The following is a 15,758-nucleotide window of genomic DNA, read 5'->3' as shown; positions in this document are numbered from 1 at the left end:
GCCCCCGGGGGCACCCTGAACCACCGGCCCCACCCGAAAGGCCCTCCGCCCCATGAGCGACACCCCGCAGGACCCCACCACCCCGGACGAGACCCCGTCGGGCGACCAGACCCCGTCGGGCGAGCAGACTCCGTCGGACGGCCCGACCCCGTCGGCCGACGCCCCCACCCCCGCCGAGAGCGCGGGCCTCGGCGGGCAGGAGACCCCCGAGGGCTCCGTCGAGCTCTCGGCCGACGAGGCCGCCTCCCGCACCGTCACCCTCGTGGACCCGCTGGACGAGGGCGAGGTCGACCGCATCACCCAGGTCGACCTCAACCAGGAGATGCAGCGCTCCTACCTCGACTACGCGATGAGCGTCATCGTCTCGCGCGCCCTCCCGGACGTGCGCGACGGCCTCAAGCCCGTCCACCGCCGCATCGTCTACGCGATGTACGACGGCGGCTACCGCCCCGACCGCTCCTTCTCCAAGTGCGCGAAGGTCGTCGGCGAGGTCATGGGCAACTACCACCCCCACGGCGACTCCGCGATCTACGACGCCATGGTGCGCCTGGTCCAGCCGTGGAACATGCGCTACCCGCTGATCCTCGGCCAGGGCAACTTCGGCTCCGCCGGCGACGACGGCGCGGCCGCCCCCCGGTACACCGAGTGCAAGATGGCGCCGCTGGCCCTGGAGCTGGTCCGCGACATCGAGCAGGACACCGTGGACATGCAGGGCAACTACGACAACACGGTCGACGAGCCGACCGTGCTGCCCGCTCGCTTCCCGAACCTGCTGGTCAACGGCTCCGCCGGCATCGCCGTCGGCATGGCGACCAACATCCCGCCGCACAACCTGCGCGAGGTCGCCGACGCCGTCCAGTGGCTGCTGCAGAACCACGAGGCCACCAAGCCCGAGCTGCTCGAGGCGTGCCTGAAGTTCATCAAGGGCCCCGACTTCCCCTCCGGCGCCACCATCGTGGGCACCGACGGGATCGAGGACGCCTACCGCACCGGCCGCGGCTCCATCACCCAGCGCGCCGTGGTCTCCACCGAGGAGATCAACGGGCGCATGGCGCTTGTGGTCACCGAGCTTCCCTACCAGGTCAACCCGGACAACCTGGCGCGCAAGATCGCCGAGATGGTCAAGCTCGGCAAGATCCAGGGCATCGCCGACATCACCGACGAGACCTCCGGCCGCACCGGCCAGCGCCTGGTCATCACCCTCAAGCGCGACGCCGTCGCCAAGGTGGTGCTGAACAACCTCTACAAGCACACCCAGCTGCAGGAGAACTTCTCCGCCAACATGCTGGCGCTGTCCGGCGGGGTGCCGCGCACCCTGTCCATTGACTCCTTCGTGCGCGAGTGGACCAAGCACCAGATCGACGTCATCGTGCGCCGCACCCGCTTCCGCCTGAAGAAGGCCGAGGAGCAGATCCACATCTACCGCGGCTACCTCAAGGCGCTGGACGCGCTGGACGAGGTCATCGCGCTGATCCGCCGCTCCCCGGACGTCGACGAGGCCCGCACGGGCCTGATCGAGCTGCTGGACATCGACGAGATCCAGGCCAACGCCATCCTCGCCATGCAGCTGCGCCGCCTCGCCGCCCTGGAGCGCCAGAAGATCATCGAGGAGCACGACCGGCTCCAGGCCCTCATCGAGGAGTACACCGCGATCCTCGCCGACCCGGCGCGCCAGCGCCAGATCGTCTCCGAGGAGCTCGCCGAGGTCGTCGAGAAGTACGGCGACGACCGCCGCACCCAGATCCTCCCCTTCCACGGCGACATGTCGATGGAGGACCTCATCCCCGAGGAGGACGTGGTCGTCACCATCACCCGCGGCGGCTACGTCAAGCGCACCCGCGAGGACCAGTACCGCGCCCAGAAGCGCGGCGGCAAGGGCGTGCGCGGCGCTTCCCTGCGCGAGGATGACGTGGTCGAGCACTTCTTCACCACCACCACGCACCGCTGGCTGCTGTTCTTCACCAACCAGGGTCGCGTCTACCGCGCCAAGGGCTACGAGCTGCCTGAGGCGCCGCGCGACGCGAAGGGCCAGCACGTGGCGAACCTGATGGCCTTCCAGCCGGACGAGCGGATCGCCTCCGTGCTCGCCATCGACTCCTACGAGGACGCCGAGTACCTGGTCCTCGCGACCGAGTCGGGCCTGGTGAAGAAGACCCCGATGACGGCCTTCGACTCCAACCGCACCGGCGGCATCATCGCCATCAACCTGCGCGACATCGACGGACCCGACGGCACCCATCCGGACCGCGTGATCGCGGCCCGCGCCGTCGACTCCGACGACCACATCCTGCTGGTCTCCCGCAACGGCCAGTCCGTGCGCTTCCCCGCAGCGGACGATGTGCTGCGCCCGACCGGCCGCGCCACCAGCGGCGTCACCGGCATGAAGTTCCGTCACGACGACCAGCTGCTGGCCATGGACGTGGTGCGCCCCGGCACCTTCGTGGTCACCGTGACCGACGGCGGCTTCGCCAAGCGCACCAGCATCGACGAGTACCGCCTCCAGGGACGCGGCGGCCTGGGCATCCGGGTCGCGAAGCTGCCCGACGACCGCGGCCACCTCGCCGGCGCCGCCGTGGTCGAGGAGACCGACGAGCTGCTCGTGGTGATGGCGCGCGGCCGCGTGGTCCGCTCCAAGGTCGCCGAGGTCCCGCCGAAGGGCCGCACCACCATGGGCGTCACCTTCGCCAAGCCCGACAAGGGCGACCGCATCCTCCTGGTCACCACCGGCCCGGAGAGCGAGCTCGACGAGGACGAGGCCGAGAAGCCCGTGCTCGAGAGCGCCGATCCGGCCGGCGAGGAGCAGGCCGGTGAGGACTCCTCAGGCGAGGATGCTGTGGAGATCACCGACACTGAGGGAGCGGAGGACCCGTCGGCCGAGGGCGATGATCTAGGCTCGGAGCAGTCCGAGACGTCGCCGACCGGCGACGCCGGGACCGACGACGAGTCCGACGACGACAGCGAGGAGTGACCCGTGAGCACCAGCGACTCCCGAGCGGGTTCCGCCAAGGCCCCCGCGGCCGAGTCCACCACGAAGCTCCCGGCCTTCGACAGCGCCTCCTCCCCGTCGGAGAAGGGCGCGGAGAAGGGGCTCGGCACGGGCAAGGGCTCCGCCAGCCGCGGCGCGAGCCGCAGCCCGCAGAAGTCGGCCGGCAGCGGCAAGGGCACCGAGAAGGAGCGCCGCGGCCCGCGCCGCGTGCGCCTGACCCTCGCGCGTCTGGACCCGTTCTCGGTGATGAAGCTGTCCTTCCTGGTCGCCATCGCGATCGGCATCGCCACCGTCATCGCCGTGGTGCTGCTGTGGAACCTCGTCGAGGCCATCGGCCTGTGGGACCAGATCGACCAGCTGGGCCGTGACCTCAACGGCGGCGACCCGCTGCCCTTCATGGAGTTCTTCAGCTTCTCGAAGATGACCAGCTACGGCACCATCGTCGCCGTGGTGAACGTCGTGATCATCACCGCGCTCGGCACGCTGCTCGCCTTCCTGTACAACCTGGTGGCGGCGCTGCTGGGCGGACTGAAGATGACCTTCACCGACGAGTGAGTCCGGGGGCCGGCGGGCATGTCCTCCGCGACGCCCGCCCGCCCTGCCGGGCACTGACCCGCCCGGCGGAGGTGACAGGCTCGCCCGCAGAGCAGCGACGACTCCCTCGACGCCGCCGCGCCTCCCCGAGGCCGGCGGCGTCGTCGTGTCCGGGACCATCCGACCCTCGCCCGGTGCCCCGAGGGGCCGGCTCGGGTCGGCGCGGCCCCCTGGTGAGCACCTTTTGTGGCCCGGAGGACTCATGCGGGGGTCGACATGAGTCGCCAGCGCAGCAAACATTGGAGGATGGCGGTCCCGAAGGCCCTGGTTCGCTAGGGACAGGGATCCGCCGGCCAGTGGCGGATGTCGGGTGTCGGTGGTCCAGGGCGGGGTGCCGGATATCTGCCGTCCGCCCGGGGTCAGGGCTGCTGGAGCTCGGTGACGTCGGCGACCTGGGCGTCGAGGCGGGCGAGGGTCTCCTCGGCGGGGACGGTCGCGGCGACGCCGTGCGCGCCGGCGCCCATCGAGATCCGCCGCTCGGGATCCCCGGCCAGGGACGCGTCGGCCACCACCGGCCAGGCCGTGGTCGCGCCGAAGGGCGTGATCGTGCCGCGCTCGTAGCCGGTGACCTCCTTGGCGACCTCCTTGTCTGGCATCGACAGGCGGTTCACGCCCAGCAGCGCGCGCAGCTTCGGCCAGGAGATCTCCCGGTCGCCGGGCACCAGCACGAAGAGGAAGTCGCCCTCGCCACGTCGCACCACGAGGGTCTTGACGATGTCCCGGGGCTCGACGCCGCGCGCCGCAGCGACTTCGGCGAGGGAGCCGACCCTCCCGTGCCGGGTGATCTCGTGGGGCAGGCCCAGGGCCTCCAGGGCGTCGGTCGCACGCTGCTCGCTCATGAAGCCAGCGTAGGCCCCGAGCCCGGGCACGCAGTCTCCGGGCGCGCAGTCACTGAGAGCGAAGCTCCATCCGGCCGTCGGGACCCTCGAGCGGCGTCCAGCCCGCCCTCTCGTACAGCGGCCTGCCCGCCTCGGACACGCCTGCAGCACGATTCGGTTCGGCCCCATCGGCTCCAGGTCCTCCCGGACGCGGTCGACCTGGGCGGCGCCCAGTCGTCGTCCCCTGTGCGCGGGAGCCACGATCGATTCGGCGAGCCTGGCCAAGGTGACGCGGTCGGCGGTGGACGTGAGCGCGGTCGCGCTGACCTGGGGAGCTCGCGGGCGCCGCGCTACGGTCGAGGGATGTCCGTCGCGTGTCCCGATTCCCTGCCTGCTGCAGTCGCCCCCGAGGAGTACCCGTGGCTCGGGCCGTCGGCGACCTCCGCTCTCCTGCTGGCCGACGGGGTGGTGGGTCTCGAACCGGGTACGGACGGCGGCGGGCGGCACGACGACGCTGCGTACGACGGCGGATCGGCCGGGGACGGCCTGCACCACGCCGGTCGGGAGGCCGACCGCGTCGCCCGGGCGCGTCCGGCCGAGGACCAGGACCGCCCGTTCGTGGACCGAGGGGAGATCGAGCGGGCCCTCGCCGCGGCAGGCGCCGCGCCGCTGGCCGAACGGACCCTGGTCCTCGCCGTCGGCTCCAACCAGACTCCCCGGACCATCGCGCGGAAGTACCGACGTGCTGGGCGCGAGCTCGACGTGACCACGCCCTTCGTGCGCTGCACCGTGCACGGCCTCGCCGTCGGCCATGTCGCGCGGGCCGCCGCTCCCGGCTACGTGCCCGCCGCGCCCTATCGCGCCGAGGGTGAGCGGATCGAGCTGGTCGCGACCTGGTTCGACGAGGAGCAGCTGGCTGTCGTCGATCGGACCGAGCCGAACTACGACCGGCTGCGTCTGGCCGCGGCCGACCTCCCCCTCGTGCTCGCGACGGGCGAGCGGCCGGCGCGCGTGGACGTCTACGCCTCGCGCTGGGGCGTGCTGGCCCGCGACGGGGTGCCGATCCCGCTGCGGCACCGGCAGCAGGAGCTGTTCGACGAGCTCCAAGGACTCACCGGCGAGACGCGCCTGATCGGCGACGCGGCGGAGGTCTGCGGCCGGCTCGCCGCGCAGCCCGACCTGGTGCACGACCTCGCCCGCGAGCACCGCCTCGTGGTCGCCGACGGGCTGCCGAGGTCCTGAGCTCCGCGCGAGCCCGCGCAGTGCGGGGACAGGGGGCGACAGAGGCCTCACGGCGATCATTCGTTAGCATCATTCGTTAGCTAGGCTACGTAATGACGGGTGCCTCGCCGACCCATGATCCGTCGAGGACAGGAGCACCTCCGATGACCGCTCTCTGGTGGGTGCGCGACGACCTGCGCCTGCACGACAATCCCGCGCTCGCCGCCGCCGCGGAGGACGGCGACGTCATCGCCGTGCACATCGACGAGCGCATCGAGGGCGTGCGGGAACTGGGCGGGGCGACCCTGTGGTGGCTGCACCACTCGCTGACGCGCCTCGGCGCCGCGCTGCGCGCACTGGGCGTCCCGCTGGTGCTCGTCAGCGGGGACCCGGAGGAGCTGATCCCCCAGCTGGTGCGTGACAGCGGCGCCGATTCCGTGCTGTGGAACCGCCGGTACCACGCCCCCCGCAGGGCCGTGGACGCTCGGCTGAAGGGCGCGCTGCGCGAGCAGGGCCTGCGGGCGGAGAGCTTCGACGGCTATCTGCTGCACGAACCCTGGACGATCACCACGCAGTCCGGCGACCCGTACAAGGTGTACTCGGCCTTCGCCCGCGCCTGCGGTGAGGCGGGTCCGCCCCGCGCCGCCGCCGGCCTCCCGCCGCGTCTGGCCGGACCGCCCGACGGAGTGCGCGCCGGCGGGCACGAGATGCGCACCTGGCTCCGCGCGGAGCACTTCGGGCAGGCCCTCGACCGTCGGGGCTGGCTGCCGACGTCGCCGGACTGGGCGGGTGGGCTGCGCGAGGCCTGGTCCCCGGGGGAGAAGGTCGCCCGGCAGCGCCTCGAGGACCTCGACGGGGTGCTGGGCGCGTACGCGGAGGATCGGGAACGGCCCGCCATGGAGGGGACCACCCGCCTGTCCCCGCATCTGCGCTTCGGCGAGGTCTCGCCTCATGAGGTGTGGCATCGGAGCGTGGAGTGCGGCCGCGGGACGGGCCCGGAGTCCTTCCGCAGGGAGCTGCTGTGGCGGGAGTTCGCGTGGCACCGGCTGTTCCACCTGCCGGAGCTCGCGACCCGCAATGTCCGCCGGCAGTTCGACCGCTTCGACTGGCGGGAGGACTCGAAGGAACTCCGCGCCTGGCAGCGGGGACGCACCGGCATCGACCTCGTCGACGCCGGAATGCGACAGCTCTGGGAGACCGGGTGGATGCACAACCGGGTGCGGCTCGTGACCGGTTCCTTCCTCACCAAGAATCTCCGGCAGCACTGGCGGCGCGGGGAGGAGTGGTTCTGGGACACGCTGGTGGACGCCGACGAGGCCTCGAACCCGTTCAACTGGCAGTGGGTGGCGGGGAGCGGGGACGACGCCGCGCCGTACTTCCGCGTGTTCAATCCCGCCCGGCAGCAGGAGCGCTTCGACCCCGACGGCGACTACGTGCGTCGGTGGGTGCCCGAGATCGGCACCGAGCGTCGGGACGACCCGATCGTGGACCTGCGCGACTCGCGGCGAGACGCATTGGCCGCCTACGAGGAGGTCAGGGGCTCGCCGGACGGGGTGTGACCTCGCGAACAGCGGTCCGGGTCGGTTGGACGGGGTAGGGCTGTTCGGGGTAGCGTTATGCGTCGGCGGAGATCACCGAGATTCGTCCCGAGATCGCCCCGCACGGGCCTATAGCTCAGTCGGTTAGAGCGCTGTCCTGATAAGACAGAGGTCGCTGGTTCAAGTCCAGCTAGGCCCACTTCGAGGATCGGAGGAACTCATGAAGAAGTTCATCGCGACCACCGCTGTCGTGCTCACCACGGCTGTCGCCGGGATCCTCACGTGGCGGAAGGTCGAGTCCGACCGGATCCGCAACGATCTGTGGAACGAGGCGGAGCGCGTCTCCGTCGAGCAGGACATGGCGGCGCGGAAGCACGCGCAGCACTCCTGATCCACACCGGTGCCGCAGCGAGTACGATCGGCACCACCCACGGGGACTTAGCTCAGTTGGTAGAGCGGTAGCTTTGCAAGCTTCAGGTCAGGGGTTCGACCCCCCTAGTCTCCACCAGGCAGGACAGACGAAGGCGCCCCTCCCCCAGGAGGGGCCTTCTGCGTGTCCGGTCGTGTCCGCACCGCCGTCGACTCGGGCCGGCCTCACTCCCGCGCCGTCGTCTCCGCGACCGTCCCGTCGACGCTCACGAGCGTGACGACGTCGTCGTCGCCGAGACGGGCCCCGGGCGGGACCTGCGCATCGTCCTGCACGAGACAGCCGCGCAGACGGGCTCCGGAACCCACGCGCGCACCGTCGAGGACGACGCATTCCACCAGCTCGGCACCGGCCTCGACGACCGCGCCGGGACTGATCACGCTGCGGGTCACGCTGCCGGCCACGTCGCTGCCCTGGGCGAGCAGGGAGGTGCTCACCGCGGCGCCGTCCCGGACGCGGGCGGGCAGCAGCTGAGGCTGGGCGGAGAAGATCGGCCAGTCGGGATCGTCGAGGGTCACGCCGTCGCCGTCGAGCAGGTGCATGTGCGCCTCCCAGTACGAGGCGAGGGTGCCGATGTCTCTCCAGTACCCCTCGAGGCGGTGCTCGACGGTCCGTTGCCGCTCGACGAAGTGGGGAATGAGGTCGTCGCCCCAGTCCTGCAGCTCGCCGACCTGGTCCGGCAGAGTCCTCAGGGCCTCGAGCAGCGCGGGGGCGTCGAAGCAGAAGATCTCGGTGGCGACGAGATCGGTGGGCGGGTACTTCGGCTTGTACCAGAACTCCTCGACGATGCCGCCCTCCCCGGTGCGCACCACGCCGTGGCGGGAGGCGTCCTGCGGGAGGCGGGTGGTGACCATGGTGAGCTCGGCGTCGGCGGCCGCGTGCGTGTCCAGCACGTCCAGCAGATCGATCGTGTAGAGGTGATCAGCGCTGAGCACCAGCACGATCTCCGGGGCGAACTCGGCGATGAGCTCCTTCTGCCTCCACAGGGTGTCGCTGTTGCCGGTGGCGAAGCCTTCGCCCTCGGCGCCCTCGAAGGGGGTGAGGGTGCGCAGCCCGTCGTGGGTGCGGTCGAGGTCCCAGGGCCGGCCGGCCGACAGGTGCTCGTTCAGCGAGTGCGGGAGATACTGCTCGACCACCCACACCGCCCTGAGGTGGCTGTTTGCGAGATTGGACAGGGCGATGTCGATCAGCCGGTAGGAGCCGCCCACGCGGAGGGCGGGCTTGGCCTGCTCGTCGGTGAGCGCTCCCATCCGGGAGCCCTGTCCGCCGGCGAGCACGATCGCGAGGGTGCGGGGGATGCGCATACGGGCCAGGGTACGGCCGTGGCGCGCGGGGGAGGAGCGGACCGACCGGCGGGTCCAGCCCGTCGGCCGCCCCGCCGAGACGCCGAGGGGCCGCGATCCGGTCGTGCGGAGTCCGTGGCCGCGCCCCCTCCCGTTCCGGTGGACGGTCGGCTAGATTCTCCATGCACGACACTCGACCCCGTCATCCGCCTCCGACTCTCGACGATGATGTTCCTGGAGTTCTTCGTGTGGGGCGCCTGGTTCGTCACGCTCGGCACGTACCTCGCCGCGGACCTCGGCGCGAGCGGCAGCCAGATCGCCCTGGCTTTTCTCACCCAGTCCCTCGGCGCGATCCTCGCCCCCTTCATCGTGGGCCTGATCGCGGACCGCTGGTTCGCCGCGCAGCGCATCCTCGGCGTGCTGCACCTGTTCAGCGCCGTGATGCTCTTCCTCGCCGGCCGGCAGGGCGAGTTCGGGGCGTTCTTCGTGTTCGCGCTGCTGGCGATGATCTCGTTCATGCCGACGCTCGCGCTGGCGAACTCGATCTCCTTCCGCCGCCTGACCAGCCCCGAGCGGCAGTTCCCCGCGATCCGCGTGTTCGGCACGATCGGCTGGATCGTCGCGGGACTCCTCATCGGCTGGCTCGGCTTGGAGGCCGGGGGAGCGCTCGAGAACACCTTCGTCATGGCCGCGATCGGCTCGGCGCTGCTGGGCGTCTACGCCTCCACCCTCCCGCACACCCCGCCGGAGACCACGGGGGAGCGCGTCACCGTGCGCGACGTGCTGGGCCTGGACGCCCTCGCGCTGCTGAAGTCCCGCTCCTAGCTGGTGTTCTTCCTCGCCTCGATCCTGATCTGCATCCCGCTGGCGTTCTACTACAACTTCACGAACCTCTACCTCAACGAGATCGGGGTGCAGTCCGCCGCGGCGGTGCAGTCCCTCGGCCAGGTCTCCGAGGCGCTGTTCCTGCTGGTCATGCCGCTGATGCTGAGGAAGCTCGGCGTGAAGCGGACGCTGCTGATCGGCATGCTCGCCTGGGCGCTGCGCTACGCCCTGTTCGCGTTCGGGGACGCCGGCTCCCTGCTGTGGCTGGTGATCATCGGGCTCGTGCTGCACGGCGTCTGCTACGACTTCTTCTTCGTCGCGGGGCAGATCTACACCGACCGCTTCGCCCCAAGCACGTGCGCAGCGCCGCCCAGGGCCTGATCTCGCTCGCCACCTACGGCGTCGGCCTGCTGATCGGCTCTCTGATCTCCGGCCCCATCGTCGACGCCTTCCTCGCGGCCGATGGCACGCACGACTGGCGCACCGTCTGGCTCATCTCGGCGGCGCTCGCCGTCGGCGTCGCGCTGTTCTTCGCGGCGCTGTTCCGGGAGCGGGAGACGGCCGAGGCGGTGGAGGTCCCGCACGGGCCTGAGGCGGCCCGGAGTCCGGGGGAAGCCCTGCGTCACACCGTCCGCAGCGAGCTGAACAGCAGGTTCGTCTGCGTGGTGCGCACCCCCGGGGTCGCCCGGACCCGCTCCAGCACGAGGTCGAACTCGGCGAGGTTGCGCGCCCGGATCTGCAGCACGAGGTCCCAGGTGCCGGTGGTGGAGTGGACCTGCTCGAGCTCGGGATAGCCGCGCAGCTCGCGCACGATCTCGGGGCTGCGGCTGTTCTCGGTCGCGACCAGCATCACGCCCTGGACCGAGTCGTGCTCGATGTCGCCGCTGACCCGGATCGTGAACCCCTCGATCACGCCGTTGTCCACGAGGCGGTCGATCCGCGAGGTGACGGTGGAGCGGTTGACCCCGAGCTCGCGGGCGAGGACGGCCACCGGGGTGCGGCTGTTCGCGCGGAGGAGGGCGATGAGGCGGTAGTCGAGATCGTCGAGCACGCAGACAGCCTAATACCGCCCAGCAGACTGCTCGTCATGATGCCGTTCTGTCCGGCATCTCGATCGTTGCGACGCCGCATCGCCGCCTCCTAGAGTCACTGTCGGCCCAGGTGAGGGCGTGATTCCGGGAGCTCCTCCCGCAGTGAGATCAAGGTGGTGAGAAGTGCTCGACGTGTCCGTCCTGCCCGCCTTCCTGCTGGCCGTCACGGTCATCCTCGTGACTCCCGGACCGGACATGGCGTTCATGGTCGCCACCGGCATCAACCAGGGCAGGCGCGCCGCCGTCCAGGGCGCCTTCGGGGTCACCTCGGCGATGACGATCTGGGTGCTGGTCGCGGCGACGGGTCTCGGCGTCGCGCTGACCCAGCTGCCGGCTGCGCTGGACGCGATCCGCCTGGCCGGCGCCGGCTATCTGGCGTTCCTCGGGGTCACGACCTGGCGCCGGGCCGGCGGGCCGCTCGCGGAGGCCTCGGTCGTGCCGAACGTCTTCCGCCGCGGCTTCGTCGTCAACATCACCAACCCCAAGATCGCGCTGTTCTTCGTCGCCTTCCTGCCCCAGTTCCTGGGCACGACGGGCGGCTCCGGGGAGAACCCCTTCGCGCAGATCCTCATGCTGGGCCTGCTGCTGCAGCTGACCGGCCTGCTCACCGATCTCGCGATCGGCAGCGCCGCGGGGCTCTTCCGCGACGCCGTGCTCAGCCGGCCGCGCCTGCGCTACCTGCTCGACGGCGCGGCAGGCACCGTCTACGGCGCGCTCGCGGTGCTGCTCGTGCTCGGGGTCGTGCACGGCTAGACCCGCGCCGCCGGTCGGTAGCAGACTGGACGCATGACCACCGCCGAACAGCACAGCACCACCCCTCGCACGGCTCTCGTCACCGGCGCGACCAGCGGGATCGGCCGCGAGGTCGCCCTGCAGCTCGCCGAGCTCGGCTGGAGGGTGATCGCCGTCGGCCGCGACCGCGAGGCCCTCGCGCATCTCGCGGAGGCCTCCGCGCTGATCACCCCGCGCGCCGCGGACTTGCTCACGGGCGACCTCGCCGCGCTCGTGCCCGACCGCGTGGACGCCCTGGTCCACGCCGCCGGGATCTCTCCCTCCACCCGGGTCGAGGACACGGCCAATGCGGACTGGGAACGGGTCTTCGCCCTCAACGTCACCGCGGGTGCGGCGCTCGTCCGGAACGCCCTGCCCGCCCTGCGCGACGCGCGCGGCACCGTGGTGCTCGTGAACTCGGGCGCCGGCACTGCCGCCCGTCCCCGCAATGCCCCGTACGCCGCGAGCAAGCACGCGCTCCGGGCGCTCGCGAACGGCCTGCGCGCCGAGGAGGAGGAAAACGGAGTGCGGGTCTCGACCGTGTACCCCGGCCCCACGGACACCCCGATGTTCGGAGGGGACGTCGACCGGCGCGAGCTGATCCGGCCCTCCTCCGTCGCGAGAGCGGTGGTCATGGCCATCACCGCGAGCGAGGACGTGCAGCTCACGGACATCCACGTCCGACCCCGCCGCGAGCTGACCTGGTGAGCAGGCCGACGGCCCCGGGACCGATGCGCTCTGCGCGGTCCCGGGGTGTCGTGCGTCGTGGACGCAGGGCCTGCCCTTCGTCAACGCCGACGCAGAACATCCGCGAGCGGCATGCGCGGCTGTGGGGTCATGTCGAGAGGGCGATACGTCTCGCCGACGTGGCGGAGATGCGTGACAACTCCCGACCCTTGGCGCCGTTCCGGCTGTGCGCGAGGTTCGAGCATGGGGTGCGGATCGGGGATCCGGACTGGCCGTCCTGGGCGCCCGACGAGCTCCGAGGGATCCCGGGATCGCCCTGACCGGCGCGTTCGCTCGACCCGGTCCGGCGACGTCTCCGAGCCGGTCCTTGCGCCCAGTCCCCGTCTGCTCAGCTCCCGTCGGCCGACGGCGCCTGCGGCTGTGCCGGCGCCTGCGGCTCCGAGGGCGCGTGCCGCTCGAGGAACTCGAGCATCGCCACCCGGTCCACCCCGGTGAAGGTGCCCGTCGGCATCGCGGCGAGCAGCGAGGCGTGCAGGCGCGCGACCGGCCACACCGAGCCGTGCCAGCGCTCGACCAGCTCGGGGGACGGGCGGCGGCAGCAGTCCGGGTCGGGGCAGCTCGAGGAATGGCGCACGCTCGTCTCCCGGCCGCGGAACCACTTGGTGTGCGCGAAGGCGGTGCCCACCGAGATCGAGAACTCCCCGCCGGAGCCGGACTCGATGCGGGAGGTGCACCAGTAGGTGCCGCCCGGCTTGTCCGTGTACTGGCTGTACTGCGCCATGCGGTCCTCGCTGCGGAACACGCGCCGCGCGCTCCACCACCGGCACACCAGCTGCCCCTCGACCGCGCCGAGCGCATCGGTCGGGAAGTGCACCTGATCGTTCTGGTAAGCCTTCACGATCGTGCCGGAGGAGTGGACCTTGAGGAAGTGCACGGGGATCCCCAGATGGTGGGTGGCGAGGTTCGTGAAGCGGTGCGCGGCCAGCTCGTAGGTCACCGCGAACTCGTCGCGCAGGTCCTCGACCGACAGCTCCCGCTGCGCCTTCGCTCGCTGGAGGAACTCGCTCGCCCCCGCCTCGGGCACCAGCATCGCCGCGGCCAGGTAGTTCACTGCCACCCGTTGGCGCAGCAGCTCGCCGTAGTCTGCCGGCTCCGCCATCCCCAGCAGGTGCGCGGCCAGGGCCTGCAGCACGGTGGTGCGGGGATCCGCGGCGCCCCGCCCGAGCGGCAGGTAGATCCGCATCGACGCCGCGTCGGTGATCGAGCGGGCCGAGTGCGGCAGGTCCGGCACCGAGTGCAGGCTGAAGCCGAGGCGCTCGGCCAGCAGCGACACCTTGCGGTGCGAGAGCGGCCCGCCCGTGTGGTCGATCCTGCCCAGCAGGTCCCGGGCGGTCTCCTCGAGGTCCGGGTAGTAGTTCCCCGCGGCGGACTGCTCCTCGCGCAGCTGCCCGTTCACGCGCCGCGCCTCCTCCGGGGTCGCCGCCCGCTCCTCGTGCAGGCGCCGCAGCTCCCCGTGCAGGGCGAGGATCGTCTCGATCGCCGCGTCCGAGAGCGACTTGCGCACCGGCAGATCTGGCAGGCCGAGCCCCTGGTACAGCGCTCCGGCCTGCGCCTTCTCCAGCGCGATCTCGAGCGCCGCCCGACGGGTGGGCGGCTCGGGGTCCAGCAGCTCGTCCACGCCCACCTCGAGCACCCGCGCGATGCGCCGCAGCTCCCCGAGCCGCAGCTCGCGCCGGCCGTTCTCGATCACCGACAGCTGCGAGGGCGCCCGGTCCAGGCGTGCGGCGAGCTCGGCGAGGGACAGACCGCGCGCAGTGCGCACGGCGCGGATGCGCCTTCCGATCAGCAGCGGATCGAACTCCTCGTCGTCGGCCGACGGGATGACGGCCGACGGGGCCTGGGTCTGGGTTCTCTGGGCCATGCGGGACAGAGTGACACAGGTTACTTCTGAAGAACAGAAATATCGCAGAAGTTCTCCGGAACAAGGTCTTCTGAGGGGCTTGCGCAGCCGACAGAGTGTGACCACTCGACGAAGTTCGCCGAGGACGGCAGCCCCACCGGCTGCCGCAGCACCCCCGAGGAGCCGACGATGACCGACTCGACCCCGCGCACCGCCCCCCGACCCGGCGATCCGACCATGACCGCCGAGGAGCTCGCCCGCGATTGGGAGATCGACTCCCGCTGGGCGAACGTGCGCCGCGACCACACCGCCGCCGACGTCGTCTCCCTCGCCGGTCCCGTCCGCGAGGAGCGGACCCTCGCCCGCCGCGGCGCCGAGGCGCTGTGGGAGATGATCCAGCGCAACACCGAGGACCCGGAGTCGTGGGTCTACGCGCTCGGCGCGCTCACCGGCAACCAGGCCGTCCAGCAGGTCCGGGCGGGGCTGAAGGCCATCTACCTCTCCGGCTGGCAGGTCGCCGCGGATGCGAACCTCTCCGGCCAGACCTACCCCGACCAGTCCCTGTACCCGGCCAACTCCGTCCCCGCCGTCGTGCGCCGCATCAACAACGCCCTCAAGCGCGCCGGGCAGATCGAGTTCGCCGAGACCGGCACCACCAGCCGCGACTGGATGGCCCCGATCGTCGCCGACGCCGAGGCCGGGTTCGGCGGGCCGCTGAACGCCTACGAGCTGATGCACCAGATGATCGAGGCGGGCGCGGCCGGGGTCCACTGGGAGGACCAGCTGGCCAGCGAGAAGAAGTGCGGGCACATGGGTGGGAAGGTCCTCATCCCCACCTCCCAGCACGTGCGCACCCTGAACGCGGCCCGGCTCGCGGCGGACGTCGCCGGCACCCCCACCGTCATCATCGCCCGCACCGACGCGCTCGCCGCGACGCTGCTGACCAGCGACGTCGACGAGCGGGACCGGCGCTTCCTCACCGGTGACCGCACCGCGGAGGGCTTCTACGAGGTCACCCCCGGCATCGAGCCCGTCATCGCCCGTGGCCTCGCGTATGCGGAGTACGCGGACCTGCTGTGGGTCGAGTCGGCCACCCCGGACCTCGAGCTCGCCCGCCGCTTCGCCGAGGAGATCCACGCGCAGTTCCCGGACCAGAAGCTCGCCTACAACTGCTCGCCGAGCTTCAACTGGAAGCGCAATCTCGACGACGACCAGATCGCCCGCTTCCAGCGCGAGCTGTCCGCGATGGGCTACGCCTTCCAGTTCATCACCCTGGCCGGCTTCCACTCCCTGAACCACGCCATGTTCGAGCTGGCCAGCGGCTACCGGGATCGGCAGATGAGCGCCTTCGTCGAGCTGCAGGAGGCGGAGTTCGCCTCCGCCGCCCACGGCTTCACCGCCCACAAGCACCAGGCCGAGGTCGGCACCGGCTACTTCGACCGGGTCGCCACCGCCCTGAACCCCACCTCGTCCACGCTGGCGCTCGCCGGCTCCACCGAGACGGCGCAGTTCCACTGAGCGCCGACGGCCCCGTAGCCGGGGCAGCGAGCGGAGACCCCGCCGCCCCCGGTCGATCCCTCAGCACCCTTCTGACCTGCACCGCAGGCCCGCCACCCC

12 protein-coding genes, 2 tRNA genes and 1 pseudogene are annotated in these 15,758 nt (G+C 71.5%); 11 read left to right on the top strand and 4 right to left on the bottom strand.

The annotated features are described in order from the left end of the window. Positions 1-52: 52 nt before the first annotated feature. Positions 53-2,968, top strand: a complete 2,916-nt coding sequence (gyrA, locus tag HNR70_RS14015) for a DNA gyrase subunit A (protein ID WP_221421144.1) — start codon at positions 53-55, stop codon at positions 2,966-2,968. 3 nt (positions 2,969-2,971) lie between these two features. After that, positions 2,972-3,541 (top strand): DUF3566 domain-containing protein, encoded by a 570-nt coding sequence (locus HNR70_RS16415; RefSeq protein ID WP_184326197.1) that lies wholly within the window; start codon positions 2,972-2,974, stop codon positions 3,539-3,541. A gap of 398 nt (positions 3,542-3,939) precedes the next feature. Here HNR70_RS16415 and HNR70_RS14005 read toward each other — a convergent pair whose 3' ends face one another. Beyond that, positions 3,940-4,419: an aminoacyl-tRNA deacylase gene (locus HNR70_RS14005; protein ID WP_184326196.1), complete on the bottom strand. Its 480-nt coding sequence runs from the start codon at positions 4,417-4,419 to the stop codon at positions 3,940-3,942. 342 nt (positions 4,420-4,761) lie between these two features. Here HNR70_RS14005 and HNR70_RS14000 point away from each other — a divergent pair, with 342 nt between their 5' ends. From HNR70_RS14000 to HNR70_RS13980, 5 genes are all read left to right on the top strand, one after another. After that, positions 4,762-5,640, top strand: coding sequence for a hypothetical protein (locus HNR70_RS14000; RefSeq protein WP_184326195.1), 879 nt, complete (start codon positions 4,762-4,764; stop codon positions 5,638-5,640). 143 nt (positions 5,641-5,783) lie between these two features. Next, positions 5,784-7,178: a cryptochrome/photolyase family protein gene (locus tag HNR70_RS13995; RefSeq protein ID WP_184326194.1), complete on the top strand. Its 1,395-nt coding sequence runs from the start codon at positions 5,784-5,786 to the stop codon at positions 7,176-7,178. Positions 7,179-7,282: 104 nt separating this feature from the next. Then, a tRNA-Ile gene (locus HNR70_RS13990) sits at positions 7,283-7,356 on the top strand. 21 nt (positions 7,357-7,377) lie between these two features. Next, positions 7,378-7,548, top strand: coding sequence for a DLW-39 family protein (locus HNR70_RS13985; protein WP_184326193.1), 171 nt, complete (start codon positions 7,378-7,380; stop codon positions 7,546-7,548). Positions 7,549-7,589: 41 nt separating this feature from the next. Further along, a tRNA-Ala gene (locus HNR70_RS13980) sits at positions 7,590-7,665 on the top strand. Between the two features lie 86 nt (positions 7,666-7,751). Here HNR70_RS13980 and HNR70_RS13975 read toward each other — a convergent pair. Then, entirely contained in the window at positions 7,752-8,888 is a 1,137-nt protein-coding gene (locus HNR70_RS13975; RefSeq protein ID WP_184326192.1) for a glucose-1-phosphate adenylyltransferase family protein, read from the bottom strand. A 204-nt stretch (positions 8,889-9,092) separates the two neighbouring features. On the opposite strand from HNR70_RS13975, the pseudogene HNR70_RS16045 reads away from it, so the two are divergent. Continuing rightward, positions 9,093-10,189: pseudogene (locus tag HNR70_RS16045) on the top strand (nucleoside permease); the annotation flags it as partial. Positions 10,190-10,314: 125 nt separating this feature from the next. On the opposite strand, the gene HNR70_RS16410 reads toward HNR70_RS16045, so the two are convergent. Beyond that, positions 10,315-10,743 carry an Lrp/AsnC family transcriptional regulator gene (locus HNR70_RS16410; protein WP_184326191.1) on the bottom strand — a complete coding sequence of 143 codons (429 nt, stop codon included), beginning with the start codon at positions 10,741-10,743 and terminating at the stop codon, positions 10,315-10,317. A 163-nt stretch (positions 10,744-10,906) separates the two neighbouring features. Here HNR70_RS16410 and HNR70_RS13960 point away from each other — a divergent pair, with 163 nt between their 5' ends. After that, positions 10,907-11,536, top strand: a complete 630-nt coding sequence (locus HNR70_RS13960; protein ID WP_184326190.1) for a LysE family translocator — start codon at positions 10,907-10,909, stop codon at positions 11,534-11,536. 33 nt (positions 11,537-11,569) lie between these two features. After that, a complete protein-coding gene (locus HNR70_RS13955) occupies positions 11,570-12,262 on the top strand; it encodes an SDR family NAD(P)-dependent oxidoreductase (RefSeq protein WP_184326189.1) in 693 nt (230 codons plus the stop codon). A 367-nt stretch (positions 12,263-12,629) separates the two neighbouring features. Here the strand turns inward: HNR70_RS13955 and HNR70_RS13950 are convergent, their stop codons facing one another. Then, complete coding sequence (locus HNR70_RS13950; protein ID WP_184326188.1) at positions 12,630-14,162, bottom strand: helix-turn-helix domain-containing protein; 1,533 nt, start codon at positions 14,160-14,162, stop codon at positions 12,630-12,632. 168 nt (positions 14,163-14,330) lie between these two features. Between HNR70_RS13950 and aceA the strand changes: the two genes are divergently transcribed. Next, positions 14,331-15,659, top strand: a complete 1,329-nt coding sequence (gene aceA, locus HNR70_RS13945) for an isocitrate lyase (protein WP_184326187.1) — start codon at positions 14,331-14,333, stop codon at positions 15,657-15,659. Positions 15,660-15,758: the final 99 nt, after the last annotated feature.

The organism is Brachybacterium aquaticum (genome assembly GCF_014204755.1).
Lineage (GTDB): Bacteria > Actinomycetota > Actinomycetes > Actinomycetales > Dermabacteraceae > Brachybacterium > Brachybacterium aquaticum.
The sequence above is the reverse complement of the archived record's forward strand: the minus strand, read 5'-3'. Positions and strand labels throughout refer to the sequence as shown.